Below are 26,361 nucleotides of genomic sequence, written 5' to 3'. Positions count from 1 at the left end.
CGCTCGCGGTTACAGGCCGAGTTCCACCTCGAACTCGCCCGCCTCAAGGATCTCCTTGACCGCGACCAGGTAGCGGGCCGCGTCGGCGCCGTCCACCAGCCGGTGGTCGTAGGACAGCGACAGGTACGTCATGTCCCGGACGCCGATGACCGTGCCGTCGGCGGTCTCCACGACCACCGGGCGCTTCACGGTCGCGCCGATGCCCAGGATGGCGGCCTGGTGCGGCGGCACGATGACCGTGTCGAACAGCGCGCCGCGCGAACCGGTGTTGCTGATCGTGAAGGTCGCGCCCGCCAGGTCGTCCGGCGTGATCCTGTTCGAGCGCACGTTGCCCGCCAGCTCGGCGGTCTTCTTGGCGATGCCGGCGATGTTCAGATCGCCCGCGCCCTTGATGACCGGGGTCATCAGGCCCTTCTCGGAGTCCACCGCGATACCGATGTTCTCGGTGTCGAAGTAGGTGACCGTGCCCTCCTGGTCGTTGAGGCGCGCGTTGATCACCGGGTGCGCCTTGAGCGCCTGGGCGGCGGCCTTCACGAAGAACGGCATCGGCGAGAGCTTGACGCCCTCGCGTGCCTGGAAGGCGTCCTTGGCCTGGGCGCGCAGCCGCATGATGCGGGTGACGTCCACCTCGACGACCGTGGTGAGCTGGGCCTGCGAGTGCAGCGCCTGCATCATGTTGTCGCCGATGAGCTTGCGGATGCGGGTCATCTTGACCGTCTGGCCGCGCAGCGGGGACACCGCCTGGGGCGCCTTCGCCGGGGCGGCGGGGGCGGCCGGAGCGGCCTTCGCCGCGGCCTTGGCGGCCTCGGCGGCGGCGAGCACGTCCTGCTTGCGGATCCGGCCGCCGACGCCGGTGCCCCGCACCGAGCCGAGGTCGACGCCGTTCTCGGCGGCGAGCTTGCGGACCAGCGGGGTGACGTACGCGCCTTCGTCGGTGGCCTGCGCGGCGGCCGGAGCGGGCTGCGCGGCCGGGGCGGCGGGCGCGGGTGCCTGAGGTGCGGGTGCCGCCGGAGCCGGAGCCGGGGCGGCCGGTGCCGGTGCCGGGGCCGGAGCGGGCGCCGCCGGCGGGGCCGGGGGAGCGGGCGGAGCCGGGGGAGCGGCGGGCGCGGGCTGGGCCGGAGCCGGGGCGGGCGCCTGAGGCGCCGGAGCCGCGGCAGGGGCCGCGCCGGCGGCGCCGACGACCGCGAGGCGGGCGCCGACCTCGGCCGTCTCGTCCTCCTGGACCAGGATCTCCAGCAGGGTGCCGGCCACCGGCGAGGGGATCTCGGTGTCGACCTTGTCCGTCGAGACCTCCAGCAGCGGCTCGTCGGCCTCGACGCTGTCGCCGACCGACTTCAGCCAGCGGGTGATGGTGCCCTCGGTGACCGACTCGCCCAGCGCGGGCAGCGTGACGTCGGTGCCGGAGGCGCCGCCGGCCGGGGCGGCGGGCGCGGGCTCGGCCGCGGCAGGGGCCGGGGCGGGCGTCTGGGGCGCGGGTGCCGGGGCCTCGGCGGCCGGGGCGGGCGCGGGCTGCGCGGGAGCCGGGGCCGGGGCGGCGGCCGGCTCGGCCGCGGGCGCCGGCGCGGCGGCGGGGGCGCCCTGGCCGTCGTCGATCACGGCCAGTTCGGCGCCGACCTCGACCGTCTCGTCCTCGGCGACCTTGATGGAGGTGAGTACGCCGGAGGCGGGCGAGGGGATCTCGGTGTCGACCTTGTCCGTCGAGACCTCGAGCAGCGGCTCGTCGGCCTCGACGCGCTCACCCTCGGCCTTCAGCCAGCGGGTGACGGTGCCCTCGGTCACGCTCTCGCCGAGCGCCGGCAGGGTTACGGAAACCGCCATGGTTGCGGTTGCTCCTAACGATCTGTGCGGATGGGGATGGCGTGTTCGAGGGTCAGTCGTGCGAGTGCAGCGGCTTGCCCGCGAGGGCCAGGTGGGCCTCGCCGAGCGCCTCGTTCTGCGTGGGGTGCGCGTGGATGAGCTGTGCCACCTCGGCGGGCAGCGCCTCCCAGTTGTAGATGAGCTGAGCCTCGCCGACCTGCTCGCCCATCCGGTCGCCGACCAGGTGGACGCCCACGACGGCCCCGTCGCGGACCTGGACGAGCTTGATCTCGCCCGAGGTCTTGAGGATCTTGCTCCTGCCGTTGCCGGCCAGGTTGTACTTCAGGGTGACGACCTTGTCGGCCCCGTAGAGCTCCTTGGCCCTGGCCTCGGTGATGCCGACCGAGGCGACCTCCGGCTGGCAGTACGTCACGCGCGGCACGCCGTCGTAGTCGATCGGCACGGCCTTCAGACCGGCCAGACGCTCCGCTACCAGGATGCCCTCGGCGAAGCCGACGTGCGCGAGCTGGAGGGTCGGCACCAGGTCGCCGACGGCCGAGATGGTCGGCACGTTGGTGCGCATGTACTCGTCGACGACCACGTAGCCGCGGTCCATCGCCACGCCCTGCTCCTCGTAGCCCAGACCCTGCGAGACCGGGCCGCGGCCGATGGCGACCAGCAGCACCTCGGCCTCGAAGGTCTTGCCGTCCGCGAGGGTGACCTTGACACCGCTGTCGGTGTACTCGGCGCTCTGGAAGAAGGTGCCCAGGTTGAACTTGATGCCCCGCTTGCGGAAGGCCCGCTCCAGCAGCTTGGAGCTGTTCTCGTCCTCGACGGGCACCAGGTGCGGCAGGCCCTCGACGATCGTCACGTCGGTGCCGAAGGACTTCCACGCGGAGGCGAACTCCACGCCGATCACGCCGCCGCCCAGGATGACCGCCGACTGCGGCACCCGGTCCAGGGTCAGCGCGTGGTCGGAGGAGATGATCCGGTTGCCGTCGATGACCAGGCCGGGCAGCGAGCGCGGCACGGAACCGGTCGCGAGCAGGATGTGCCGGCCCTCGATCCGCTGCCCGTTCACGTCGATCGAGGTGGGCGACGACAGCCGGCCCTCGCCCTCGATGTACGTCACCTTGCGCGAGGCCACCAGGCCCTGCAGGCCCTTGTAGAGGCCGGAGATCACGTCGTCCTTGTACTTGTGGACGGCCGCGATGTCGATGCCCTCGAACGTGGCCTTCACGCCGAACTGCTCGCTCTCGCGAGCCTGGTCCGCGATCTCACCGGCGTGCAGCAGCGCCTTGGTGGGAATACAGCCGTTGTGCAGACAGGTGCCCCCGAGCTTGTTCTTCTCGATCAGGGCGACGTCGAGTCCCAGCTGCGCGGCACGCAGGGCCGCCGCGTAGCCGCCACTGCCGCCGCCGAGGATCACTAGGTCGAAAACAGTGCTGGCGTCGTTCGCCACGTCACGTCCTCCATGCATGGGTTCGCCCCGCCGGTCCTGCCGTGACCGGCGGCGGCTTTCGTTCGGCCGCTTGTCCAAAAACGGGGGCCCTGTCGCCGAGACAACATCTTCGCACTTGTTCAGGGCCGACGGGCCACCGGGCCGTGAGGTGAGACCGACGAGATACGGCTCCGGGCGCGCCGCTGTCCGCGGCGGCCGGAGCCGTAGGTGACGCAACTCACCCGTTCGGGGGCACGGGAGCGGGTTCGCCGTGCGGCCATCGGGGCGAACGTGCCCGCGGGTGCGGGAGCCGCGTCAGAAGGCGCCGTCCGCGGCCTGGCGGGCCAGCGCCACCAGGGTGCGGACGGCCGTGCCGGTGCCGCCCTTGGGGGTGTAGCCGAAGGGCGCGCCCTCGTGGAAGGCCGGACCGGCGATGTCGAGGTGGGCCCAGGTGATGCCCTCGCCGACGAACTCCTTCAGGAACAGACCCGCGACGAGGCCGCCGCCCTGGCGCGCGCCGATGTTGGCGATGTCCGCGGTCGGCGAGTCGAAGGTCTTGCGCAGCTGCTTGGGCAGCGGCATCGGCCAGGAGTCCTCGCCCTCGGCCAGCGCGGTGGTGTGCACCCGGGTGCGGAAGCCGTCGTCGTTGGACATGATGCCGAACCGGCCGTCGCCCAGCGCGAGGATCATCGCGCCGGTCAGGGTGGCCACGTCCACGATCGCGTCCGGGCGCTCCTCGGAGGCGCGGACCAGCGCGTCGGCCAGCACCAGCCGGCCCTCGGCGTCGGTGTTGAGCACCTCCACCGTCTTGCCGCCGTACATCCGCAGCACGTCGCCGGGGCGGACCGCGCCGCCGCCGGGCATGTTCTCGGCCAGCGCCAGCCAGCCGGTGACGTTGACCCGCAGGCCCAGCTTCGCGGTGGCCACGACGGCGGCGAACACGGCGGCGGCCCCGCTCATGTCGCACTTCATCGTCTCGTTGTGCCCCGGCGGCTTGAGCGAGATGCCGCCGGAGTCGTACGTGATGCCCTTGCCGACGAAGGCGAGGGTGCGCTCGGCGTCGGCGTGGGTGTACGCGACGCGGACCAGGCGCGGCGGGGTGGCCGAGCCCTGGCCGACGCCCATGATGCCGCCGTAGCCGCCCTTGATCAGCGCCTTCTCGTCCAGCACCTCGACCTTCAGCCCGAACTCCTTGGCCGCGTCCTTGACGGCGGCCGCGAACGCCTTCGGCGTCAGGTCGTTGGGCGGGGTGTTGATCAGGTCCCGGGCCCGGTTGACCTCGGACGCCACCGCGGCGGCCCGCTCGACGGCGGCCTTGTGCGCCTTGTCCCGCGGCTTGGCGCCGACCACCGCGACCTCGCCGAGCGGCGCCTTGCCGCCGTCGGCCTGGTAGGCGGTGAAGGCGTACGCGCCCAGCAGCGCGCCGGTCCCGACCGCCTCGACGTCCGCCGCCTCCGCGGCCGGCAGCGCGAACGCGGCCTTCTTCGCACCCGCCAGCGCCCGGGCCGCCGAGCCCGCCGCCTTGCGCAGCGCCTCCGCGTCGGGGCCGGAACCGTCCTCCGGCGTCTCGCCGAGCCCGACGGCGACCACCACGGCGGCCTTCACACCCGCGGGGGCGGGCAGCTTGGTGACCTCGCCCTCGCCGCCCGTGGCGCCCAGGGTCTCCAGGGTCGCCGCGAGCCCGCCGTCGAACGCGGAGTCCACCGCCTCCGCACCGGGCGCGAGCCGCGGGCCCTTGGGCCCCTTGATCACGCCCACGACGACGGCGTCCGCACGCAACGCCGCGGCGGAGGAGGTACTGAGAGTCAGAGCAGTCACGGTGGATGAGGTCCTATTCGGTCGAGGTCCTGTCAGCGGCCGGTGGATGGCCCGGCCCGGCCCCCCGCATCGTATTGCGCCAGATCAGCGGTGCGGAGCGGGGTGGCTGCCGATTCCGTCGAGATTACGCCCGCCCAGGCGGCGCGAGGGCCCCTCCCGTCCCATCGGCCCTTCGTCGTCCCAGGTCCGGCGGCACCCGCCGCCGCCCGCGGCCCGAGAACGCGACCGCGGAGGCGGGAATCCGGCCATGCGCCGCCGGTCAGCCGCGCATGGCCAGCACCACGGCGGCGGCGGTGACGGCGCTCTCGCACAGCGCGCCGAACACGTCCCCGGTGACCCCGCCGAAGCGCCGCCCGCAGCGCCGCAGCAGCGCCTCGGAGACGAGCAGGCCGGCGCCCGCGGCCAGGCCCGAGCGCAGCGCGGTCGCGCCGCCGAAGGGCGCTCCCGCCGCGGCCGCGAGCACGGTGACGAGCAGCGCCGTGCCCCAGGCCGTACCGGCGTCGACCGCTCCCGCGACGGCCGCCCCCAGGCCGTCGGGCCGGGCGGCCGCGACCCCCTCGCGGCACGCCAGCGTCATGGCGGTGCGCCCGGTCACCGCCGCCACCACCGCGGCCGTACCGCCGTACACCCACCCGTGCCCGTAGCACGACGCGAGCGCGGCGGTCTGCGCGAGCAGGACGAGCACCAGGACCAGGACGCCGAAGGGGCCGATGTCCGAGCGCTTCATGACCCGCAGCGCCTCCTCGGCGGGCTTGCCGCAGCCCAAGCCGTCGGCGGTGTCGGCGAGGCCGTCCAGGTGGAGCCCCCGCGTGGCCGCGGCCGGCACCGCGACCGCGGCCACGGCGGTCAGCAGCGGCGACGCGCCGAGCGCGTGCAGCAGCCAGCCGAGCGCCGCCACGGCCAGCCCGATCGCCAGACCCACGACCGGGGCCGCCGCCATTCCGCCGCCGGCCGCCGTACGGTCCCAGCGGCCCACCCGCACGGGCAGCACGCTCAGCGTCCCGAACGCGAACCGCAGCGCGTCGCCACCGGACACGGCGGCCTCGGCCACCGGCTCCCCGGCCGGCGCCGGCGGATGCTCGGGCGGAAGCGGGACGTCCGCCGGCGGCGCCGCGGGCCGCGGGGACTCCTGCGCGGGTACGGGCGCGGAGTCCTGCGTGGCCTGGGGGGCGGGTGCCGGTTCCTGGGGCGCCGGTATAGGTGCGGGTTGCGGCCTGGGCGTTCGGGGTACGGGCGCCGGGTCCTGGGCGGGCGTCTGGGGCGCGGGTTGCCGGGCGGCTGCCTGGGGTGCGGGCGGGGGCGCCGGTTGCGGCCTGGGCGTTCGGGGTACGGGCGCCGGGTCCTGGGCGGCTGCCTGGGGCGCGGGTATGGGCGACGGTTCCTGGGGTGCGGGCGGGGGCGGGGCGTCCTCCGGGGGTGCCTGCCGGTGCTCGGGCGGGGTCGCTTCGGCGTCGGTCACCGCGCGAGGCTACCGCCTCGGCCGCGCACCGCCTCCCCCGCGGCGAGGGCGAGAACGCACAGCACGCCCGCGAGGTGCTCGCAGCCCGCCAGGTTCGTCACCCACACCACCTCGGCGACCATCGCCAGCGCGACCGCCGACGCCGTCAGCCAGGCGCGGTAGCGGCAGGCCACGTACACCCCGAGCGCGACCACCGCCGCCGACGGGCCGGTGTCGCGTACGGCGAGGTCGGCGGCCGGCAGGCCCAGGAAGCCGTGCGGTCCGGTCCACAGCGAGTAGCGGGCGAAACAGGTTCCCGCCAGAGTGGCCAGCAGGGCGACGCCTAAGGCGCGGCGGGCGCCGACCGTGGTCTCCGCGATGCCGAAGACGACCACGACCTGCACGATCAGGCCCCAGCTCGGCAGCGAGGCGTCGGGTACCAGCAGCGACAGGGGGGTGCGCAGCAGCGCCTGCCACCACGGCAGCGTCGCGTACACCCCGCCGAGCCGGTCCACCCAGTCCGCGGCGCCGCCGGTGTGCTGCAGGAGCTGCAGGAGCAGGATGCCCAGGCACGAGGCGAGGGTCAGCGGGAGGGCGCGCAGCCGGGCCGCGCGCAGCCGGCGCCCGATGTCAGGGAAGACCGCGCCCCATTCGCGGACGGCCAGCCGCCGCAGCCGGTCAGCGGTGCGGGCGCGGATCGGCGGTGGGTCCGCGGTCCGCGCCTCCGCGCCGGGGGTGGGGCCGGCCAGGCCGGGCGTTGCCGATCCGGGCGCCGAGCCCTTCGCGGCGCCGCTCGCCGCGGCGCAGGGGAGCGGGCAGCCGGGGGACGCCGAGGAACCCTTCGGCCCGCGCGCCGGCGAGGCCGATCCTGGGCAGTTCGCTGGACTTGCCGAACAGCACATAGCGCGGCTCCCAGATGGGGCGGAACTTGGCGTTGGCGCGGTAGAGCGACTCGATCTGCCACCACCGCGAGAAGAACGTCAGCAGCGAGTGCCACAGCCGCAGCACCGGCCCCGCCCCGAGCCGCGACCCCCGCTCGAACACCGACCGGAACATCGCGAAGTTCAGCGAGATCTGCCGCACCCCCACCTCCTCGGCCCGCTGGATCAGCTCGATCACCATGAACTCGATCAGGCCGTTGTCGGCCGAGCGGTCCCGGCGCATCAGGTCCAGCGACAGGCCGTGCGGCCCCCACGGCACGAAGCTCAGCAGCGCCTTGGGCCTGCCCTCCCCGTCCGCGCACTCCACCATCACGCACCGGCCGTCGGCCGGGTCGCCCAGTCGCCCCAGCGCCATCGAGAAGCCGCGCTCGGTGCCTCCGTCGCGCCAGTGGTCGGCCCGCTCCACCAGGGCGTCCATCTCCCGGGCCGGGATGTCGGCGTGCCGCCGGATCCGTACGGTGCAGCCGGAGCGCCTCACCCGGTTGTACGCCTGCCGGACGGTGCGCATCGCCCGGCCCTCCAGCGTGAAGTCCGCGGTGTCGACGATCGCCTCGTCGCCCAGTTCCAAGGCGTCGAGGCCGTGCCGGGCGTAGACCCTGCCCGCCTCCTCCCCCGCGCCCATGACCGCCGGGACCCAGGCGTGCTGCTTGGCCTCCGCCAGCCAGGCGTCGATGGCGCCCGGCCACGCCTCGGGGTCGCCGATCGGGTCACCCGACGCCAGGGTGACGCCGCCGAGCACCCGGTAGGCGATCGCCGACTTGCCGGTCGGCGACCAGATGACGCTCTTGTCGCGGCGCAGCGCGAAATAGCCCAGCGAGTCCCGCTCGCCGTACCTGTCCAGCAGCGCCCGCAGCCGCTCCTCGTCCTCGCCGCACAGCAGCTCGCGGTTGCGGGGCGAGCGGAACGCCACGAACAGCACCAGCAGGAAGAGCGCGGCGCTCATGACGTTGATCGCCACGTCCACCCAGCCCGGTGCCTCGATGGCCGCGAACTCGGTGTCGCTGGGCACCAGGCTGATCAGCCGTACCAGGGCGTAGCCGAAGACGTCGCCGAAATTCGCGCCGTTGGCCGAGTTCGTGCCCGCCACGAGCGCCGTGCCCAGCAGCGCGGCGACCACGAGCCCGACGGCGGCGGTCAGCCCCGCGTACCACGGGTTCGCCGGATCGCCCTTGGCCCGGAACTCCTTCCTGCCCACGACGAGCGCGGCGAGGAAGGAGCCGGTCAGCACGAGCGAGACCCAGTTCTGGGCGTGCCGGTGGATCTGCGGCCACACCATGCTCACCGCCAGGGCGGCGAAGAACAGGCCGCACAGCACCAGGTTCAGGATCCAGGCGGCCCGTTTCCTGCGGCGCATGGTGACCGCCAGGAACAGCGCGAAGAAGCCGGAGGTGAAGCCGGCGGTCAGCAGGTAGGGGGTGAAGTAGTCCTGGGCGTTGTGCCGCCGGATGTCGCTGCCGAACGACACCCAGACGACGCCCAGGACGTTCAGCAGGGCGACCAGGCGCAGGTACCAGACGGTGTACGCGGCGCCCCGGCGGGCCCACGGGCGCGGGCGCGTGATCCCCCGCGGCGGGCCCCCGGTGACCGTTCCCATACTGGGCGATCATATGCGCTGATGTCCGGAATGCGGGAACCCCGCGCCAGGTGGTGTGCGGGCACCCCGCGCCGACGGCGCCGGCGGTGCCCGCCTCCGGGCGGGCCGGGGAGCCGCGCGGGAGACGGCGGCTCCCCGGCGGCTCAGACGGTCGGCGCCTGGCCGGGCGTCCCGTCGGGCCCCTCGTCCTGTCCTGCGTCCTGCGTCCGGCCCGGCCCCTCGTCAAGCCCCTGCTCGGCACCCTCGTCCGGCTTCGGGTCCGGCCCCTCGTCGGGAACGTCGTCCCGCGCCTCGTCCGGCTTCGGGTCCGGGAGTTCGGCGGAGAGGGCGGCCGCGGCCTGCAGGAGCGGGAGGGCGAGCAGCGGGCCCACGGCGGAGCCCGTGTGCAGGCCGTGCGTGAGGAGGGGTTCGAGGGAGACGCGGTCCAGGGCCTTGTCCTGGCCGGGCTCGCCGGTGGTGTGGGCGGCGAGCCACCAGTCGGGGGCGCGGAAGGCGATGCGCTGGGCGACCAGGGCGCAGGCCGCGCTGACGACGCCGTCCAGGACCACCGGGAGCTTGCGTACGGCGGCCTGGAGGAGGAAGCCCGTGGTCGCCGCGAAGTCCGCGCCGCCGACCGCGGCCAGCAGGGCGAGCTGGTCGCCGAGGACCGGCCGGGCCCGGCGTAGCCCGTCGCGGATCGCGGCGCACTTGCGCATCCAGCCCAGGTCGTCGAGGCCCGAACCGCGCCCGGTGACCACGGAGGCGTCGGTGCCGCACAGCGCCGCGACGAGCACGCCCGCCGTGGTCGTCCCGCCCACGCTGAGGTCGCCGAGCAGGACCAGGTCGGTGCCGGAGTCCGCCTCCTCGTCCGCGATCGCCACGCCGGCGCGGAACGCCTGCTCGGCCTCCTGCGCGGTGAGCGCGTCCTCGACGTCCCAGCGGCCCGAGCCGCGCCGCACCCGGTGGGCGGCGACGCCGGCGGGCAGCTCGGCCGGGTCGCAGTCCAGCGCCATGTCGATCACCCGGACCGGGGCCCCGTACTGCCGCGACAGCACGGCGACGGGGGCCGTGCCCTCCACGACGGCCCGGACCAGCTCCACCGCGGTGCCCGCCGGGCGGGCCGACACTCCCAGCGAGGCGACCCCGTGGTCGGCCGCGAACAGCAGCACCTTGGGGCGGGTGATCGGCCGGGCCGGTACGGCGCCCTGCACCGCGGACAGCCAGTCGGCGAGTTCCGCGGGCCTGCCCAGCGCGCCGGCCGGCGGGACCAGCCGCGTCCACCGTTCCTGCGAGTCCCTGCGCAGACCCGCGTCGGGACGCTCCACCAGGGAGCCGAATTCGTCCAAGTCGATGCCGCTCACCCGCCGAAGGGTACCCGGACGCCGGACGCCCGGCGCCGGGGGCCGGTCCGATGCGCCGTCAGCCGCGCAGCGGTACCGCCTGGCCCGCCACGACCAGCAGGACGTGCTCGGACTCGGCGGCGATCGCGGCGTTGAGGCGGCCGAGTTCGTCACGGAAGCGCCGGCCGGAGGAGGTTGCCGGGACGACGCCCGAGCCGACCTCGTTGGAGACGGCCACGACCGTGCGGCGGGTGGCGCGCCAGGCGGCGGCCAGTTCGGCGGCACGCGCGCGGACCTCGTCGGCGGCTCCGCGCCGCCAGGCGTCGTCGTCCCAGGCGCCGGCCTCGTCCATGACGTCGGTGAGCCACAGCGACAGGCAGTCGACGAGCAGCGGGGGACCGTCGGACGCCGCCAGCAGGGGGACGAGGTCGCAGGTCTCCTCCGTGCGCCAGGACGCCGGACGGCGTTCGCGGTGGTGTGCCACGCGCCGCGTCCACTCGGCGTCGTCCGCGCGGGTGCCGCCGGTGGCCACGTAGACCACGCCGGGGAACGCCGCCAGCCGCCGCTCGGCCTCCACCGACTTGCCGGAACGTGCGCCGCCGAGCACGAGGGTGCGGCGGGGCACGTCGGGCACCTTCTGGTAGTCGCCGGCGACCAGGGTGGTGCCGTCCGGCACGGCCCGCGCGCCGAGCGCGGCCAGCCGCCGGTCGAGCTCGGGGCCGGCCGGCGCGGCGTCGTGCCCGAGGTGGACCGCCACCACGTCGGTCGTACCGGTGACCGCGCCCGCCGCCCGCAGCTTCGCCAGCGCGTCGGGCCGCCCGGCCGCGTCGAGGAGCACCAAGTCGTACGGGGCCGTCTGCGCCGGTACGGGGCCCGCGGGCGCGCAGCCCGGCGGCAGGTACAGCGCGCGCATGCCGTCGGGCGACTCGATCGCGTACCCCGTGCCCGGCGCGTCCGTCGCCACGGCCGCCACCCGGTGACCGGTGATCAGCGGCAGCCGGCGCCCGTCCGGCACCCGGGTGGGGGCGGGCAGGACCGGCGGGATCTCCACCGCGGGTCCGTTGTGCGGGTGCGACAGCAGTACGAGCCGCAGCCCGGCCAGGCTCTGCCCGGCCCTGGCCGCGGCCAGGGCCGGCCCGGGCGTGAGGTCCACCAGCACCACGCCGTCGACCAGCAGGGCGGTCGCGCCGCGCGCGCCCTCGCCCGTCGAGGCCGCGCACACCGCGCACGGGCAGTCGGGCACCGGCAGCCCCTCGGGGGACCCGGTGCCGAGCAACGTCAGTTCCACGTCAACGATCGTCTCGCGTCCGGCGGCCGCGGTCGCGCCCGGTTCACGATGAGGGACGGCGGCGACCGCCGGGCGGCGGGTTCCCGGGGCCCCGCGGCCCGGCGGGTGGCGGGTGGCCGGCGCCAAAAGGATCTCGGACGGATACGCTGCACCAGGCGGCCGCAGCAGCCCGATCGAGCCCGACGACGACCCGGCGACGACAACCGAGGAGAAGCACACATGGCGTGGATGTGGCGGTTCGAGAAGGCCGACGGCACCGAGGTGGAGCCCGCGGTGCAGCCCGAGGAGTTCACCACCCAGGGGGACGCCGAGTCGTGGATCGGCGAGGTGTGGAAGGACCTGCTGGAAGGCGGCGCCGACCAGGTCGAGCTCTACGAGGGCGACCAGAAGGTCTACGGCCCGATGAGCCTGCACGGCGACACCACCGAGGTCTGACGGCGCGGCGGCCGGCCCGGCCCGGGGCTCGCGGCGCCCCGGGTCGGCCGGCCGTCACAGCGAGCCCAGCGTCACCTGGACCGTGTGCGACGACCCGCTCCTGTCGTAGGTCACCGGCACCCGCTCGCCCGGCTTGTAGCCCGCGAGGGTCTCCGTCAGCGACTGCACGGTGGTGATGGCGGAGCCGTCGACCTTCGTGATCACGTCGCCGACCCGCAGGCCCGCCTTCTGGGCCGCGCCCCCCGGTGCGAGGCGGACGATCGCCGTGCCGGACGGCTGGAAGTTCTGGTCGACCACACCGCGCACGGTCACCCCGAGCGCGGCCCGGCCGGAGTCGGTGACCTTGCCGTTGGCGATGATCTGGTCGGCGATCCGCTTCACCGTGGAGGAGCCGATCGCGAAGCCGATGCCCGGCGCTGAGCCGCCGCCGAACTGCGGGTCGGTGGCCGCGAGCGTGGGGATGCCGATCACCTGGTCGTTCAGGTCGACCAGGGCGCCACCGCTGTTGCCCGGGTTGATCGCGGCGGACGTCTGCACCATGTCGGGGATGGTCGCTCCCGTCCCGCCGGCGCTGCCGCCCTCGCTGACCGTACGGCCGGTCGCCGAGACGATGCCCTCGCTGACACTTCCGGACAGGCCGAGCGGGTTGCCCATCGCCAGCACGATCTCGCCGACCGCGATCTTGTTCGAGTCGGCGAAGGTCGCCGGCTTCAGCCCGCCGGGCGTCGAGTCCAGCTTGATCACGGCGAGGTCGTTGGCGGGGAAGGACGACACGAGCCGCGCGCCGATGGGGCTGCCGCCGGTCGCGAGCTGCACCTTGAAGGACTTGGCGCCGCCCAGTACGTGGGCGTTGGTGACGATGTCGCCCTTGGTGTCGTAGACGATGCCCGAGCCCAGGTCCGCGCTGGTGGTGATCTGCACGACCGAGGGCAGCACGGTCCGCACGGCGTTCTCGTACGCGGCCTGCAGATCCTCGGCCGAGGAGGCGGCCGCGCCCGCGGTCGCCCCGGAGGTCGTCGCCGTCCTGGTGGTGGCGCCCGAACCCCCGGCGGAGTCGCACCCGGCGGCGAGCGCCAGGGCGCCGGCGACGCCCGCCGCCCCCAGCAGCCGGCCCCTCGAAAGACGTGATCCGCTCATACCGGAATTGTCGCTTTCCGCGGTCCCCCGGGCCCGGCCCGGGCGGCCATACGGGTCCCCGGCCCCCGCCCGTTCCCGGACGCGCCGGCGCGCGACCCGGGCGGCGCTCAGCCCCGCACGCCGCACAGGTGCAGGAGCGCCGCCACCCCCCGGTACGGGTCCTCGCGGCCCGCGCGGTCCTCCGCGTCGAGCAGGCGGGCCAGGTCCGCCGGATCGCGCGGGGGCAGGGCCCGGTCGGCGGCGGCGTCGGTGAAGACCCGCACCCCGTACCAGGCGCGCAGCGGCACCCCGATGCCCGACAGGGTCGCGTCGAGGTCCTCGCGGCGGTCCGCCCTGGTCGCCAGGCCCAGCCGGTTGGTGTACGAGGCGGAGCCGAACGCGTCCAGCGCGCCCTGCCAGTCGCCGAGCAGGCCGGGCCGCATCGCCAGGGCGTCGCCGTTGCGCACCACCAGGGACAGCAGTCCGCCGGGCGCCAGCACCCGCGCGAGCGCGGCGAGCATCGGCTCGGGCTCCGGCACGTACATCAGCACGCCGTGGCACAGCACCACGTCGAAGCAGGCGGGGCCGAAGTGGCGGCCGGTCTCCCGGCCGTCGCCGGGCAGCACCACGAACCTGTCGCGTACGTCGGCGGCCTCGCGGGCGACCGCCGCGCGCAGGGCGGCGAGCATCGCCGGGTCCTTCTCCAGGCCCGTGACCAGGTGGCCGGCCCGGGCCAGCCGCAGCGCCTGCGTGCCCTGCCCGGGGCCGATGTCCAGGACGCGCAGCCGCCGCAGCGCGTGGGCGCCGGACGGCTGGGGGAAGCAGGCGGCGAGCTGCTCGTCGAGCTGCCGGGCGACCAGCTCCTGGCGGACGGTGTTCCGCAGCCCGCCAAGACCCGCCAGCCAGCCCTCCGCGCCGCCGGAGAAGCCCGCCGCGCCCGGGACCGTGCTTCCGGTCACGCCGAAGTCCATCGCGATTCCGTTCCCTCCCGCCTGCCGGGGTGGTCCCGCCTCCGGCGGGGGCCGGCGCACCACGCCGGGGAGCGCGTCCCCCCAGGGGGCCCGGTCAGGTGCTCGCAGCGATCCGCGGGCCGCCGCCGCAGGTACGGCGAGCGGTCCGCGCACTCAGGGCGTCAGCGCTTGGCGCCGCGGCCGACCTGGGGCTTGGGCAGCCGCAGCCGGCGCATCTGGATGGAGCGCATCAGCCCGTAGGCGACCGCGCCCCTGGTGTTCTCGTCCGGGAACCGCTTGCGCAGCAGGCTCCGCAGCCGCAGTCCGGTGACCAGCGAGTCCGTGACGATCATCACGATCACCACCAGCCACAGCAGCAGCGAGATGTCGCGCAGCGAGCCGACCTGGATCAGGCTCATGATCACGATGACCACGGCGATCGGCAGGAAGATCTCGGCCACCCGGAAGCGCCCGTCCACGTAGTCGCGGACGAACTTGCGCACCGGGCCGCGGTCGCGGCCCGGCAGGTACCGCTCGTCGCCTCCCGCCAGGGCCTCGCGCTGCTTGGCGAGGTCCACCCGGCGCGCCTCGCGGGCGGCACGGGCCGCCGCCTTGCGGTCCTTGGGCGCGACGGCCGCCTTGCGGCGGGCGCTCTGCGCTTCGTTGCGCTTGGGGGTCGGGCGGCCCTTGGGGGCCTGCGGATCGCGGGGCCGGTCCTCCAGCAAGGTGGTGCTGGCGGACTGCTCATCGTGGGAACGGCGTCGGAACACGACTCCAGCTTACGTACTCCGGCCGCGCGACCCCAGCCCCCCTCCTACTCCCTGGGCCGGAGGTCGCCGAACCGTGATCGTCCTTGGGGATGACCGCATCCGTGCCCGAACAGTGCGGTAATGGAACCAGGGCCCGTACGCTGGGGTCTGTAGAGCCGGAGCTGTTGCCGAGAAGGGGGCGCGCGAGGCCCATGAGCGGTGTCATGAAGCGGATGGGATTGATTTTCCGCGCGAAGGCCAACAAGGCCCTGGACAGGGCCGAGGACCCGCGCGAAACCCTCGACTACTCGTACCAGAAGCAGCTCGAACTGCTGCAGAAGGTGCGCCGGGGCGTGGCGGACGTCGCCACCTCCCGCAAGCGGCTGGAGCTGCAGCTCACCGAGCTGCAGAAGAAGTCCGCCACCTACGAGGACCAGGGCCGCAAGGCGCTCGCGCTGGGCCGCGAGGACCTGGCCCGGGAGGCGCTGTCCCGCCGCGCCGCGCTCCAGCAGCAGGTCACCGACCTGGAGGCGCAGCACACCCAGCTCCAGGGCGAGGAGGAGAAGCTCACCCTGGCCTCCCAGCGGCTCCAGGCCAAGGTCGACGCCTTCCGCACCAAGAAGGAGACCATCAAGGCCACCTACACCGCGGCCCAGGCGCAGACCCAGATCGGCGAGGCGTTCTCCGGCATCTCCGAGGAGATGGGCGACGTCGGCATGGCCATCCAGCGGGCCGAGGACAAGACCGAGCAGCTGCGGGCCCGGGCCGGCGCCCTGGACGAGCTGCTGGCCTCCGGCGCCCTGGACGACCCGAGCGGCCTGGCCAAGGACGACATCCAGGCCGAACTGGACCGGCTCTCCGGCGGCAGCGACGTGGAGCTGGAGCTGCAGCGGATGAAGGCGGAGCTGGCCGGCGGCGCCGCCCCCCAGGCCATCGAGGGCGGCCAGAGCGGCCAGTCCGCGCAGAACCAGCCGCAGGACACGCCGAAGTTCGACAAGAGCTGACACGATCTTGTCGCTCACCCCGGGACCGGCCGCGGCTCCGGGGGCCGTGGGACGCCCGGCCCGCGGGCGCCCCGGCCCGCGGACTCGACCGGCCCGCGCACGTACCGACCGGACGACGGACCGCGCGACCGCGGACCCGACGAGGAGGCCGACATGATCGTACGGATCATGGGGGAGGGCCAGGTGACGCTGGACGATGCCCGCGTCGCCGAACTGAACGCGCTGGACGACGAGCTGATGGCCGCCGTCCGGGCCGGCGACGACGAGGGCTTCCACCGCACCCTGGAGGCCCTGCTCGCCGGGGTGCGCAGGCTCGGCAGCCCGCTGCCCGACGACTCGCTCGAACCCTCCGAGCTGATCCTGCCCTCGCCCGACGCCAGTCTGGAGGAGGTCCGGGAGATGCTCCGCGAGGACGGCCTGATCCCGGGCTGACCGCCCCGCCCTCCGCCCCGTTGCCGGCCACGGCCCGGAACCGCGCGGGCCGCCGCGTACTCTCCCTGGACGGATCGCCGATCTGGCTTCAGGGGGAGTGGGAGCGATGCGTGTACGCCGTGCCGTCGTGGCGCTGCTGTGTGCCGGAGCACTCGCCGGCTGTACGTCGGGCGGCGGTGGGCCCGGCGACGCGAAAGGCGCCGCCGTACCGGTGTGGCAGCCCGCCGACCAGGGGCTGATCGCCTGGGACTACGATCCCTCGGGCGCCGGCGCCACCTGGAACCCCACCGCCCGCACCAATGGCTACCTCTTCCTCACCGCGGTCCTGCTGCGGTCCCCGGCCACCCTCACCCACGTCCTGTACGGCCTGTCCGGCGCCCAGCCCACCGGCCTGACCCCCGGCCAGAACCTCATCGGCCTCTACAGCTCCACCGGCAGGCTCCTCGCGCGGACCGCCGACCAGACGCCCCTCTGGTCCAGCCCGGAGCACCAGCGGGTGAACGAGGTGCCGTGGACCACGCCGTACCACGCCGCCGCCGGGCGCTATTACGTCGTCTTCCTCTGCAACGGCGTCACCTCGGGCCTGAACTTCAAGGCGTCGGGCGCGGGTATGACCGCCGATGCGGGCGCCCCGCCCGGCCGTATGCGCTACTCCATGATCCGGGCGGCCGCCACCACCCTGCCGCCGGCCGTCGACCTCGCCCGCCAGGTCGTCCCGCTGCCCTTCAACAGCCAGTGGATCGGCTTGAACTGACCGCCCGCCGGGCTCCGCCGCACCCTCGTCGCCGCATCCTCGTCACGGCAGCAGGTCCGAGGTGAGCGCCAGTTCGTGCGGGCGCATGCCGCGCAGGCACACGAAGCCGTCCGGGACGATCTGCAGACCCGCCGCCACGGCGACGTCCACCGCCCACTGCGCCTCGGCCACCACACGGCCCACGTGGACGGGTTCGCCGGGCGGTGCGGCGAGAAGGGCGGCGGTGAGGAGGCGGGTGGCCAGCCGCCGGGAAGTGGCCGCGAGGGCCTCGACGCGGCCGCCGCGCGCGTAGCAGTAGCCGCTGCCGGCCAGGTCGTCCACGACGAACAGGCGGTGGTGGCGCAGCAGTTCCTCGTGGTCGGGGCCGTGGGCGCCGCCGCGGGTGCGCCGGTCGACGGAGTCCATCAGGTCGCGGTGGCGGGCGGTGCCCTCGTGGACAGCGCCGTCCGGCGGCTCCAGGCGGGCGGGGTCGGCCGGTCCGGTCAGCCGCATCGTGGGGTGCACGTCGAACCCCGCGTGGCGCAGGGTGCGCACGGCCACGGGTTCGGCCGGCGCGCAGGCCAGCCCGCGCAGACAGGCCCTGCCGTACTCCATCGCCCGGGCCAGCAGCGTCCGCCCGACCCCCTTGCCCTGCGCCTCGGGCACCACCGCCAGCAGCGGCAGCGACCAGGTCCCCTCCCGCCGGGCGGACAGCGCCACCGCGATCGGCCCGGCCGCCCGGTCCTCGACCAGCCAGCACCCTCCGGCGTCGGTACGCGCCAGGTGCCGGGTACGGCCGACGTACCGCGCCGTCCGGTCCGCCGGCCACTCCTCGGCGGGCGGCGGACCGCCGCCCGCCCGCCCGCCGGAGCCGTACCCCAGGGGCAGCGCCCGGCGCGCGCCGAACGCGGCGGCGGCCACCTCCCGTACCAGTGCGGCGTCCGCCTCGTCGTCCCGTACCGGTCGCAGAATCAGCGGAGTCACCGCTCCATCATCCGCCGCCGGGGCGCCGCCGGTTAAGGACACGGCCGGGAAGCCGCGTCCTGGGCGCGGGCCGCAACCGCGTCCAGGGTGCGGACGCGAACCGCGTCCTGGACGCGGACCCGCGACGGCCTTCGGGGCGCGGGGGTTACGGGAGGGCGAGCATCCGCTCCAGGGCGAGCTTGGCGAAGTGCTCGGTCTCGGCGTCCACCTGGATGCGGTTGACCACCTTGCCGTCGGCCAGCGACTCCAGGGCCCACACCAGGTGCGGCAGGTCGATGCGGTTCATGGTGGAGCAGAAGCAGACGGTGCGGTCGAGGAAGACGATCCGCTTGTCCGGGTGGGCGTTGGCCAGCCGCCGCACCAGGTTGAGCTCGGTGCCCACGGCCCACGCCGAGCCGGCCGGGGCCGCGTCGAGGGTCTTGATGATGTACTCGGTCGAGCCCACCTGGTCGGCGGCGGCGACCACCTCGTGCCTGCACTCGGGGTGCACGAGGACGTTGACACCGGGTATGCGGTCCCTGACCTCCCGCACCGAGTCCAGCGAGAAGCGGCCGTGCACCGAGCAGTGGCCGCGCCACAGGATCATCTTCGCCGCGCGAAGCTGCTCGGCGCTCACCCCGCCGCCCGGCTTGTGCGGGTTGTAGACCACGCAGTCGTCGAGCGAGAAGCCCATCTCGCGCACCGCGGTGTTGCGGCCGAGGTGCTGGTCGGGCAGGAACAGCACCTTCTCGCCCTGCTCGAACGCCCACTCCAGGGCCCGCCGGGCGTTGGAGGAGGTGCAGATGGTGCCGCCGTGCCGCCCGGTGAACGCCTTGATGTCCGCCGAGGAGTTCATGTAGGTCACCGGGACCGTCGTGTCCGCCACGCCGGCCTCGGTCAGCACGTCCCAGCACTCGGCGACCTGCTCCGCGCTCGCCATGTCCGCCATGGAGCAGCCGGCCGCCAGGTCGGGGAGGACGACCTGCTGCCGGTCCGTGGTGAGGATGTCCGCGGACTCGGCCATGAAGTGGACCCCGCAGAAGACGATGTACTCCGCCTCGGGCCGGGCCGCCGCGTCCCTGGCCAGCTTGAAGGAGTCGCCGGTCACGTCGGCGAACTCGATCACCTCGTCGCGCTGGTAGTGGTGGCCGAGGACGAAGACCTTGCTGCCCAGGCGCGCCTTCGCGGCCCGGGCGCGTGCCACCAGGTCGGGGTCGGACGGGGCGGGCAGGTCGCCGGGGCAGTCCACGCCGCGCTCGCTGCGCGGGTCGGACTCGCGGCCGAGCAGGAGCAGGGCGAGGGGAGTGGGCTGTACGTCCAGCGCGTCGGCCGGCGTTTCGGTGGTGGTCACGGGCCCGTAGCCCTTTCTTTGCGGCACAGCAGACCTTTTCGTCTACTTGACGCTATCTATCATAGCCGCTTCGTGTCACATTGACGACACTGGTCTCGTCAATGTGACGCATTCCCCGGAGTACGGGGGCGGAGGCGGGCAGCGGCCGGGGCCGAGGCGGGCGCCGGCCCGAGTGGAGGCGAGCGCCGGCCCCGGCGGGGACACCTGCCCGCCAGGGGCGCGCGCGGGTGAAAAGGGGCACGTAGGGGCGTCCGGCGGCTGCCGCGGCCGCATCATCCGGCCGTGTGCGAGCATGGAGGAGGACAGAAGCGGGCACGGAGAGGGACGACGCGGAGTACCGCGACGGCCGCTCCGGCACGGAATGAATCCGCGAGGGCCGCTGTTGGCCATCGATACCCAGAAGTCCGTACAACCCGGGAGTGAAGCAGATGACGGTTCAGGACGAGACCACCACGAGCGAGGGCATCATCCTGTCCGACGCCGCGGCCGCCAAGGTGAAGAGCTTGCTGGAGCAGGAGGGCCGTGAGGACCTCGCGCTGCGGGTCGCCGTTCAGCCCGGTGGCTGCTCGGGCCTGCGCTACCAGCTCTTCTTCGACGAGCGTTCGCTCGACGGCGACGTCGTCAAGGACTTCGGCGGGGTCAAGGTCGTCACGGACCGGATGAGCGCCCCGTACCTGGGCGGCGCCTCGATCGACTTCGTGGACACCATCGAGAAGCAGGGCTTCACCATCGACAACCCGAACGCGACGGGCTCCTGCGCCTGCGGCGACTCCTTCCACTGAGTCCCGCCACCGGCGACTCCCGCCGAGCGGCAGAAAGCGGCGGCACCCCCACCAGGTGCCGCCGCTTCTTTGTGCAGGCGTACCGGTCACTGTCCCTTGACCGGCCGCCCGTCCTGGGCGTTCACCACGGTACGGTCCCCCAGCGGCTGCTTGAGCTGCACCGACACGGTGAAGCTGCGGGCGATCATCGGGCACACGCGGACCGACGGCTTGGGCGTGGCCGTCACGTTCACCCGCACCTGCGTCGCGCTCTCGTCCGCGGTGGCCTTGTACGTGTCGCACACGCCGCCGAAGAACGTCAGGGTCAGGGTCGTACCGCTCGCCCGGTAGCCGGTCGGCTTCACGTGCAGCGGCGCCCGCGGGTCGGACGGCATGGCCGGTCCCGGCATGTCGGGGCCGCCCGGGTTCACGCCCGGCGACGGTGTCCGGCCAGGAGCGGACCGGCCGGGACCGCTTTGACCCGGTTCGGTCCCCGCCGAGCCGCCGGACAGGTCGGCGGCGGGCACCGCGGGCTCGGCCACCACGGACGTCGTCCGCACGCCGGAGGGCGCGACGTCGAACAGCCAGGACGGCACCAACTCCTGCGTACCCGACATGAACTGCGCCGACAGCCCGAAGGCCGCGCCGCGCACCTCCATCGTGCGGGGGCTGCCGGCCGACATGCACGGCCGCGACAGCGGCAGCTTCTTGTCGTCGGACGGGTGCGTCGCACTCGGGACCGGGGCCGAGCACACGGTGGCCGTGGCCGCGCTTTCGGCGCCGAGCCGCTTGAAGGCGGCGGCCGCGCCGTCCACCGGGTAGGTGCCGCCCGCGGTGAGCGGCGCGAGCCGCCCGTAGCCCTCGTCCAGCTTCCCGTCGTGGCCGATCTCCAGCTGGGTGCTCCAGCCGGACGTGGGCAGTCCGCCGACCACCGGGTCCGCGGTCACCGTCCGCATCGGGCCGAGCGTCCGCGAGGCGTCGGTCCGCGCGCCGGACAGGCCCAGCTCCGCCAGGACGGGGGCGGCCACGGACATCGCCTTCGCCTCGGACACCGGCGGCTCGGCGGGGTCGGCCGCCTTCGCCGTATAGGTGATCACCGTGTTCCGCGGGGCGGGGGCAGGCGTGGCCACCGCCGACGGGGCGGCCGCGACGTCCGGCGCCGAGGCGCCGGAGGAGGCGGCGGCGGCCGGGCCCGAGGAAACGGAAGCACCGGACCCCGGGTGCGAGGAGGTGGAAGCCCCGGAGGCGGGACCGGCGCCGCCGGGCGCGGGGGAGGCGGCCGGGCCCTGGTTCCCGGTGGCGTCCGGCCGCATGTGCGGGACCGGGGGCGCGGCCCGCAGGTACGACCATGTGGCCGGGCCCTCCTTGCCCACGGTCAGGACGGGCCCGGTGCCGGTGCCCGGCGCCGTACCCACCCGCCAGAAGCCCTGATCGTCGACGACCGGGCCGCTCAGGCCCAGCGCGGTGGCGAGCCGGCGTACCTCGTCCTGGCCCACCCGGCCCGACGGGCGGTAGACCGGGGCGCTCTTCGGACCGTGGGCCGGAAGCGTCCCCGTCAGCTTGTACACGGCACCCGCGACGGGCCAACCCTCCGGCGCGCTCGCGTCCCGCGGTTCGCCGTTCCCCGACGGGCGGTTCCCACCCGCGTCGGAGGAGCCGCCGCCCGCCGCGGCCGCCCACCAGGCGCCGCCGCCCCCGGCCAGCAGCACGGCCGCGGCAACGCAGGCCACCACCAGCCGCGACCTGCGGGCGGGTCCGCGGTCCTCGTCCCGGCCGGGCTCCCGCGCCTCCGTGCCGGTGTCCTCACCTGTGCGGGCGTCCTCGTCGTGCTCGCTGCTCACCGCGTGCTCCTTCGGCTTGCTCACCGTCTGGTGACCGCTTGGTGCCGATGGGACGCGGCGAGCCGCCGACCGGTTCCGCGGGCGTCGGCCCGGACGTCGGCCCGGGCGCCGCCACGGGGGCTCGCCGCTCGGCCGAACGGGTGGAATCCGGCCGGTGCCGCGGCCCGGTCCGCGTACCCCGCGTCCCCCTCCACCACATGGGCGGACACCGGCGGCACGGTGACACGCCGCAGGCCGGCCGGGGTCACGCGGGCCGCGTCGCGGTGGCCGGGGGCCCTCCCGAGCCCGGCCGCGCGCCGGCAGCCGCCGGCCGGCCGCTTTCGGCGACCGGCGGTTCGGCCGGCTGGGAAGGGGGGAGAAGCACGGGCGGGACACCGCTCATGTCTGCGACCCTGGACACGTGGTCCCCGCGGAGAAAGCCCTACTATCGGGTGGTTCCCCGAACCCCGGGTCCGCCCAGGTCCCGCCCGCCGCCACAGGTCCCCCGACACAGGCCCACCCCCCGACACAGGCCCCCAGGAGTCAGCCACCGTGCGTATCGCCGTCACCGGATCCATCGCCACCGACCACCTGATGACGTTCCCGGGCCGGTTCGCCGACCAGTTCGTGGCCGACCAGCTGCACACGGTGTCGCTGTCCTTCCTGGTCGACGCCCTGGAGGTGCGCCGCGGCGGGGTCGGCGCCAACATCTGCTTCGGCATGGGGCAGCTGGGCGTGCGGCCCGTCCTCGTCGGCGCGGCGGGCAACGACTTCGGTGAGTACCGGGCCTGGCTGGAGCGGCACGGTGTGGACACCGCCTCCGTGCGGATCTCCGAGGTGCTGCACACCGCCCGCTTCATCTGCACCACCGACGCCGACCACAACCAGATCGGCTCCTTCTACACCGGAGCCATGAGCGAGGCCCGGCTGATCGAGCTGCAGCACGTCGCCGACCGGGTCGGCGGTCTCGACCTGGTGTCCATCGGCGCCGACGACCCCGAAGCGATGATCCGGCACACCGAGGAGTGCCGCGCCCGCGGCATCCCCTTCGCCGCCGACTTCTCCCAGCAGATCGCCCGCATGAACGGCGACGACATCCGCACCCTCGTGGACGGCGCCGCGTACCTGTTCAACAACGAGTACGAGAAGGGCCTCATCGAGTCCAAGACCGGCTGGTCGGCCGACGAGATCCTGGAGCGGGTCGGTACGCGCGTCACCACCCTCGGCGCCCGGGGCGTCCGCGTGGACCGCGAGGGCGAGCCGCCGATCGAGGTCGGCTGCCCGGAGGAGGAGGCCAAGGCCGACCCGACCGGCGTCGGCGACGCCTTCCGCGCCGGCTTCCTGTCCGGCCTGGCCTGGGGCGTCGGCCTGGAACGCGCCGCGCAGGTCGGCTGCATGCTCGCCACCCTCGTCATCGAGACCGTCGGCACCCAGGAGTACGAGCTGCGCCGCGCGCACTTCGTCGAGCGCTTCACCAAGGCGTACGGCGACGACGCCGCGTCCGAGGTCCGCGCCCACCTGCGGGACTGAGACCGCTCGGGTCCCGCTGGACCGGGAGTTCCGGCCGTTCAGGCCCTGCGGCGCACCACGTAGGCGGCGCCGCGGGCGGACGGGCGTTCCCCCACGTACTCCTGGCCGACCATCCCGCACCACGCGGGGATGTCGAGGCGGGCCGCCTCGTCGTCGGACAGGACGGTCACCAGGCCGCCGACCGGTACGTCGCCGACCACCTTGGCCAGCTCGATGACCGGGATCGGGCAGCGCTTGCCGAGCGCGTCGACCAGCAGGCCGCCCTCGTCCGGAGTTCCGGAGGGGGCGGCCCCGACCGCCTCCGGCGCGCCCAACTCGGCCCGCACCCCGGCCACCACGCCCGGCAGCACCTCCAGGAAGCGGTCGACCTCGGCCCGGGTGGTGGCCGGCGGCAGCGACACCCGCACGTTGCCCTCGGAGAGCACACCCATCGCCTTGAGCACATGGCTGGGGGTCAGCGTGCTCGACGTGCACGACGAACCGGAGGACACCGAGAACCCGGCCCGGTCCAGGGCCGTCAGCAGGGCCTCGCCGTCCACGTACAGGCAGGAGAAGGTGACCAGGTGCGGCAGCCGCAGCCGGTCGTGGCCCACCACCTCGGTGTCGGGGACCAGGTCCGGGACCCGCGCCCTGATCAGGTCCACCAGGTCGGACAGCCGCCGCGCGGCCGCCGCGGCCTCGGCGCGCACCGCGCGCAGCGACGCGGCCGCTGCGACGACGGCGGGCAGGTTCCCGAAGCCCGGCGAGCGGCCCGACTCCCGTTCGTCCGCGGGCTCCTGGGGCGCGTACCGGGTCCCCTTGCGCACCACCAGGAGTCCGACTCCGGGCGGTCCGCCCCATTTGTGCGCACTGCCGGCGAGCAGTGACCACGCACCCTCGACCGGTCCCCACCCCAGCGACTGCGCCGCGTCCACCAGCAGCGGCACCCCCGACGCCCGGCACAGGTCGGCCACTTCGGCGACCGGCTGGACCGTACCCACCTCGTGGTTCGCCGACTGCAGGCAGGCCAGCGCGGTGTCCGCGCGCAGCGCCGCCGCGAAGTCCCCGGCGGCGACCAGGCCGGAGCGGTCCACGCCCACCGACGTGACGTCGTACGGCTCGGCCGCGTGCAGCACCGCCGAGTGCTCGACCGCGGACCGGACCAGGTGCCGGCCCGTCCTGCGCCGCCCGGCCATCGCGCCGGCAACCGCGGAGTGCAGCGCCCTTGTCCCCGAAGGAGTGAAGACGAGTTCGTCGGGGCGAGCGCCCACCGCCTCCGCCGCGGCCTCGCGGGCCGCGTCGAGCAGCAGCCGCGCCCGGCGGCCCTCGCGGTAGAGCCGGGCCGGGTCGGCCCATCCCTCGTCAAGTGCCGCGTTCAGTGCCTCGCGGGCCACGGGGTGCAGCGGAGCGGCCGAAGCCATGTCGAAATAGGACACGTCAGCACGGTACAACCCGCCTCCGGGCGCTGTCGGATGCCGGGTGCCACGGGCGCGGAACGGGTGATTCCACCCCTTCGGCGCCCCTTCGGAGTGAGGCCCGGCGCGTTGTACCCCCTGGCCGCGCGACCCCAAATAGCGTCCAGTAGGGTTTGGTCCGCATAAACATCCACACCTGGTGTCCGCGCACGGGCCGACCGACCAGCAGACGGCCGGAACACTCGACACGCGCGGGCGAGACTCTCGGGAAGGCGCTACGTGAGTCCCAACGGCTCCGACCTCCCCCACGGCCAGACTGGCGTGGGAGGTACTTCCACGTCGCGGCGCCCGGTACGGCGATGGCTGCCGCGGGCGCTGGCCGCGGGCCTGGTCCTGGCGACCGCCACTGGCTGCTCGTACAAGGACTATCCCCGACTCGGCATGCCCAGTCCCGCCACGGAACAGGCACCCCGGATCCTCTCCCTGTGGCAGGGATCCTGGGCCGCCGCGCTGGCGACGGGCTGCCTTGTCTGGGGCTTGATCCTGTGGAGCGTGATCTTCCACCGGCGCAGCCGGACCAAGGTGGAGGTCCCTCCGCAGACCCGCTACAACATGCCCATCGAGGCGCTCTACACGTTCGTGCCGATCCTCGTGATCGCGGTGCTCTTCTACTTCACCGCACGGGACGAGTCGAAGCTGCTCGAGACCTCCAAGAAGCCGCAGAACGTGATCAACGTGGTCGGCTTCCAATGGAGCTGGGGCTTCAACTACGTGGCCGACGTGGACGGCAACCCGGCCACCGGAGCCACCGTGCCCAGCCAGCTGTCCGCGATCCCCGCGAGCAAGCTGGACTTCACGCCCGGCGACGAGGGTGTCTACGAAGTGGGCACTCCCGCCAGCGTGGACCCGGACACGGGCCTGCCGGGCCCGACCCTGTGGCTGCCCGAGGGGCAGACCGTGCGGTTCGTGCTCACCTCGCGCGACGTGATCCACTCCTTCTGGGTCATCCCCTTCCTGATGAAGATGGACGTCATCCCCGGCCACACCAACGTCTTCCAGGTGACGCCGAACAAGATCGGTGACTTCAAGGGCAAGTGCGCCGAGCTCTGCGGGCAGGACCACTCCCGGATGCTGTTCAACGTCAAGGTCGTGACGCCGCAGCAGTACCAGCAGCACCTCAAGGACCTGGCGGCGAAGGGTCAGACGGGTTACATCCCGGCCGGCATTCCCACCACGGGCAACGCGAAGAACTCGGAGCCCAAGACCACATGAGCATTCTCAACGAACCTCAGGGCGCGGCGGAGGCCGACGACTCGTACGAGGACGAAATCCCCATCCGGCGGCACGACCGCGGCTCCGTCGTGGTCAAGTGGCTCAGCACCACCGACCACAAGACCATCGGCAGCCTGTACCTGATCACGTCGTTCGCGTTCTTCATCATCGGCGGCGTGCTCGCGCTGCTCATGCGCGCCGAACTGGCGCGGCCG

The 26,361-nt window shown here is 74.4% G+C and carries 22 protein-coding genes and 1 pseudogene; 8 read left to right on the top strand and 15 right to left on the bottom strand.

Features of this window, described 5'->3' with window-relative positions:
* Positions 1-9: 9 nt before the first annotated feature.
* The 8 genes from sucB to K7G61_RS33050 form a co-directional block, all read right to left on the bottom strand.
* The gene (gene sucB / locus K7G61_RS33085; protein WP_225850837.1) at positions 10-1,818 is read right to left on the bottom strand and encodes a 2-oxoglutarate dehydrogenase, E2 component, dihydrolipoamide succinyltransferase; all 1,809 of its coding nucleotides are present in this window, start codon (positions 1,816-1,818) and stop codon (positions 10-12) included.
* 52 nt (positions 1,819-1,870) lie between these two features.
* Positions 1,871-3,259 (bottom strand): dihydrolipoyl dehydrogenase, encoded by a 1,389-nt coding sequence (gene lpdA, locus K7G61_RS33080; RefSeq protein WP_225850836.1) that lies wholly within the window; start codon positions 3,257-3,259, stop codon positions 1,871-1,873.
* Positions 3,260-3,553: 294 nt separating this feature from the next.
* The gene (locus tag K7G61_RS33075; protein ID WP_225850835.1) at positions 3,554-5,056 is read right to left on the bottom strand and encodes a leucyl aminopeptidase; all 1,503 of its coding nucleotides are present in this window, start codon (positions 5,054-5,056) and stop codon (positions 3,554-3,556) included.
* Between the two features lie 259 nt (positions 5,057-5,315).
* Positions 5,316-6,107 (bottom strand): adenosylcobinamide-GDP ribazoletransferase, encoded by a 792-nt coding sequence (locus K7G61_RS33070; RefSeq protein ID WP_225850834.1) that lies wholly within the window; start codon positions 6,105-6,107, stop codon positions 5,316-5,318.
* Positions 6,108-6,511: 404 nt separating this feature from the next.
* Positions 6,512-7,009 carry a hypothetical protein gene (locus tag K7G61_RS33065; RefSeq protein ID WP_225850833.1) on the bottom strand — a complete coding sequence of 166 codons (498 nt, stop codon included), beginning with the start codon at positions 7,007-7,009 and terminating at the stop codon, positions 6,512-6,514.
* A 163-nt stretch (positions 7,010-7,172) separates the two neighbouring features.
* Complete coding sequence (locus tag K7G61_RS33060; protein WP_225850832.1) at positions 7,173-9,029, bottom strand: phosphatidylglycerol lysyltransferase domain-containing protein; 1,857 nt, start codon at positions 9,027-9,029, stop codon at positions 7,173-7,175.
* A gap of 143 nt (positions 9,030-9,172) precedes the next feature.
* Positions 9,173-10,369 (bottom strand): nicotinate-nucleotide--dimethylbenzimidazole phosphoribosyltransferase, encoded by a 1,197-nt coding sequence (cobT, locus tag K7G61_RS33055; protein ID WP_225850831.1) that lies wholly within the window; start codon positions 10,367-10,369, stop codon positions 9,173-9,175.
* A gap of 58 nt (positions 10,370-10,427) precedes the next feature.
* Positions 10,428-11,636 (bottom strand): bifunctional adenosylcobinamide kinase/adenosylcobinamide-phosphate guanylyltransferase, encoded by a 1,209-nt coding sequence (locus K7G61_RS33050; protein ID WP_225850830.1) that lies wholly within the window; start codon positions 11,634-11,636, stop codon positions 10,428-10,430.
* A gap of 219 nt (positions 11,637-11,855) precedes the next feature.
* Between K7G61_RS33050 and K7G61_RS33045 the strand changes: the two genes are divergently transcribed.
* Positions 11,856-12,071 (top strand): hypothetical protein, encoded by a 216-nt coding sequence (locus K7G61_RS33045; protein WP_225850829.1) that lies wholly within the window; start codon positions 11,856-11,858, stop codon positions 12,069-12,071.
* Between the two features lie 54 nt (positions 12,072-12,125).
* Here K7G61_RS33045 and K7G61_RS33040 read toward each other — a convergent pair whose 3' ends face one another.
* The 3 genes from K7G61_RS33040 to K7G61_RS33030 all read right to left on the bottom strand — a co-directional run bounded on the left by K7G61_RS33040 (position 12,126) and on the right by K7G61_RS33030 (position 14,907).
* A complete protein-coding gene (locus K7G61_RS33040) occupies positions 12,126-13,208 on the bottom strand; it encodes a S1C family serine protease (RefSeq protein ID WP_225850828.1) in 1,083 nt (360 codons plus the stop codon).
* A gap of 107 nt (positions 13,209-13,315) precedes the next feature.
* The gene (locus K7G61_RS33035; RefSeq protein WP_374204323.1) at positions 13,316-14,158 is read right to left on the bottom strand and encodes a class I SAM-dependent methyltransferase; all 843 of its coding nucleotides are present in this window, start codon (positions 14,156-14,158) and stop codon (positions 13,316-13,318) included.
* A 161-nt stretch (positions 14,159-14,319) separates the two neighbouring features.
* Positions 14,320-14,907, bottom strand: coding sequence for a DUF3043 domain-containing protein (locus K7G61_RS33030; RefSeq protein ID WP_225850827.1), 588 nt, complete (start codon positions 14,905-14,907; stop codon positions 14,320-14,322).
* A gap of 191 nt (positions 14,908-15,098) precedes the next feature.
* Here K7G61_RS33030 and K7G61_RS33025 point away from each other — a divergent pair, with 191 nt between their 5' ends.
* The 3 genes from K7G61_RS33025 to K7G61_RS33015 all read left to right on the top strand — a co-directional run bounded on the left by K7G61_RS33025 (position 15,099) and on the right by K7G61_RS33015 (position 17,076).
* The gene (locus K7G61_RS33025) at positions 15,099-15,890 is read left to right on the top strand and encodes a PspA/IM30 family protein (protein WP_225850826.1); all 792 of its coding nucleotides are present in this window, start codon (positions 15,099-15,101) and stop codon (positions 15,888-15,890) included.
* A gap of 153 nt (positions 15,891-16,043) precedes the next feature.
* The gene (locus tag K7G61_RS33020) at positions 16,044-16,322 is read left to right on the top strand and encodes a hypothetical protein (protein ID WP_225850825.1); all 279 of its coding nucleotides are present in this window, start codon (positions 16,044-16,046) and stop codon (positions 16,320-16,322) included.
* A 106-nt stretch (positions 16,323-16,428) separates the two neighbouring features.
* Positions 16,429-17,076: a hypothetical protein gene (locus K7G61_RS33015; protein WP_225850824.1), complete on the top strand. Its 648-nt coding sequence runs from the start codon at positions 16,429-16,431 to the stop codon at positions 17,074-17,076.
* Between the two features lie 42 nt (positions 17,077-17,118).
* Here K7G61_RS33015 and K7G61_RS33010 read toward each other — a convergent pair whose 3' ends face one another.
* Both K7G61_RS33010 and nadA read right to left on the bottom strand, forming a co-directional pair.
* Positions 17,119-18,030: a GNAT family N-acetyltransferase gene (locus tag K7G61_RS33010; protein ID WP_225850853.1), complete on the bottom strand. Its 912-nt coding sequence runs from the start codon at positions 18,028-18,030 to the stop codon at positions 17,119-17,121.
* A gap of 154 nt (positions 18,031-18,184) precedes the next feature.
* Positions 18,185-19,369 carry a quinolinate synthase NadA gene (nadA, locus tag K7G61_RS33005; protein WP_225850823.1) on the bottom strand — a complete coding sequence of 395 codons (1,185 nt, stop codon included), beginning with the start codon at positions 19,367-19,369 and terminating at the stop codon, positions 18,185-18,187.
* A gap of 428 nt (positions 19,370-19,797) precedes the next feature.
* Here nadA and K7G61_RS33000 point away from each other — a divergent pair, with 428 nt between their 5' ends.
* Positions 19,798-20,151 (top strand): iron-sulfur cluster assembly accessory protein, encoded by a 354-nt coding sequence (locus K7G61_RS33000; protein ID WP_225850852.1) that lies wholly within the window; start codon positions 19,798-19,800, stop codon positions 20,149-20,151.
* Positions 20,152-20,237: 86 nt separating this feature from the next.
* On the opposite strand, the gene K7G61_RS32995 is transcribed toward K7G61_RS33000, so the two are convergent.
* Positions 20,238-21,971, bottom strand: coding sequence for a hypothetical protein (locus tag K7G61_RS32995; protein ID WP_225850822.1), 1,734 nt, complete (start codon positions 21,969-21,971; stop codon positions 20,238-20,240).
* Between the two features lie 531 nt (positions 21,972-22,502).
* Between K7G61_RS32995 and K7G61_RS32990 the strand changes: the two genes are divergently transcribed.
* Complete coding sequence (locus K7G61_RS32990; RefSeq protein WP_225850821.1) at positions 22,503-23,480, top strand: carbohydrate kinase family protein; 978 nt, start codon at positions 22,503-22,505, stop codon at positions 23,478-23,480.
* A 38-nt stretch (positions 23,481-23,518) separates the two neighbouring features.
* Here the strand turns inward: K7G61_RS32990 and K7G61_RS32985 are convergent, their stop codons facing one another.
* On the bottom strand, positions 23,519-24,895 hold the full coding sequence (locus tag K7G61_RS32985) for a cysteine desulfurase/sulfurtransferase TusA family protein (RefSeq protein ID WP_225850820.1): 1,377 nt from the start codon (positions 24,893-24,895) through the stop codon (positions 23,519-23,521).
* A 258-nt stretch (positions 24,896-25,153) separates the two neighbouring features.
* Between K7G61_RS32985 and K7G61_RS32980 the strand changes: the two genes are divergently transcribed.
* Positions 25,154-26,146: a cytochrome c oxidase subunit II gene (locus K7G61_RS32980; protein WP_225850819.1), complete on the top strand. Its 993-nt coding sequence runs from the start codon at positions 25,154-25,156 to the stop codon at positions 26,144-26,146.
* Positions 26,143-26,361, top strand: a pseudogene (locus tag K7G61_RS32975) (cytochrome ubiquinol oxidase subunit I); the annotation flags it as partial. The gene K7G61_RS32980 and the pseudogene K7G61_RS32975, both read left to right, overlap by 4 nt.

The sequence above is a fragment of the Streptomyces sp. HPF1205 genome (assembly GCF_020400825.1).
Lineage (GTDB): Bacteria > Actinomycetota > Actinomycetes > Streptomycetales > Streptomycetaceae > Actinacidiphila.
Note: the sequence above shows the minus strand (reverse complement) of the source record. Positions and strands in the feature narration are given on the sequence as shown.

Bases quoted from the DNA above. Each gene is read 5' to 3' on its own strand.
- sucB (WP_225850837.1), bottom strand. From the start codon at position 1,818: ATGGCGGTTTCCGTAACCCTGCCGGCGCTCGGCGAGAGCGTGACCGAG.
- K7G61_RS33060 (WP_225850832.1), bottom strand. From the start codon at position 9,029: ATGGGAACGGTCACCGGGGGCCCGCCGCGGGGGATCACGCGCCCGCGC.
- K7G61_RS33045 (WP_225850829.1), top strand. From the start codon at position 11,856: ATGGCGTGGATGTGGCGGTTCGAGAAGGCCGACGGCACCGAGGTGGAG.
- K7G61_RS33040 (WP_225850828.1), bottom strand. From the start codon at position 13,208: ATGAGCGGATCACGTCTTTCGAGGGGCCGGCTGCTGGGGGCGGCGGGC.
- K7G61_RS33035 (WP_374204323.1), bottom strand. From the start codon at position 14,158: ATGGACTTCGGCGTGACCGGAAGCACGGTCCCGGGCGCGGCGGGCTTC.
- K7G61_RS33025 (WP_225850826.1), top strand. From the start codon at position 15,099: ATGAGCGGTGTCATGAAGCGGATGGGATTGATTTTCCGCGCGAAGGCC.
- K7G61_RS33020 (WP_225850825.1), top strand. From the start codon at position 16,044: ATGATCGTACGGATCATGGGGGAGGGCCAGGTGACGCTGGACGATGCC.
- K7G61_RS33015 (WP_225850824.1), top strand. From the start codon at position 16,429: ATGCGTGTACGCCGTGCCGTCGTGGCGCTGCTGTGTGCCGGAGCACTC.
- K7G61_RS33000 (WP_225850852.1), top strand. From the start codon at position 19,798: ATGACGGTTCAGGACGAGACCACCACGAGCGAGGGCATCATCCTGTCC.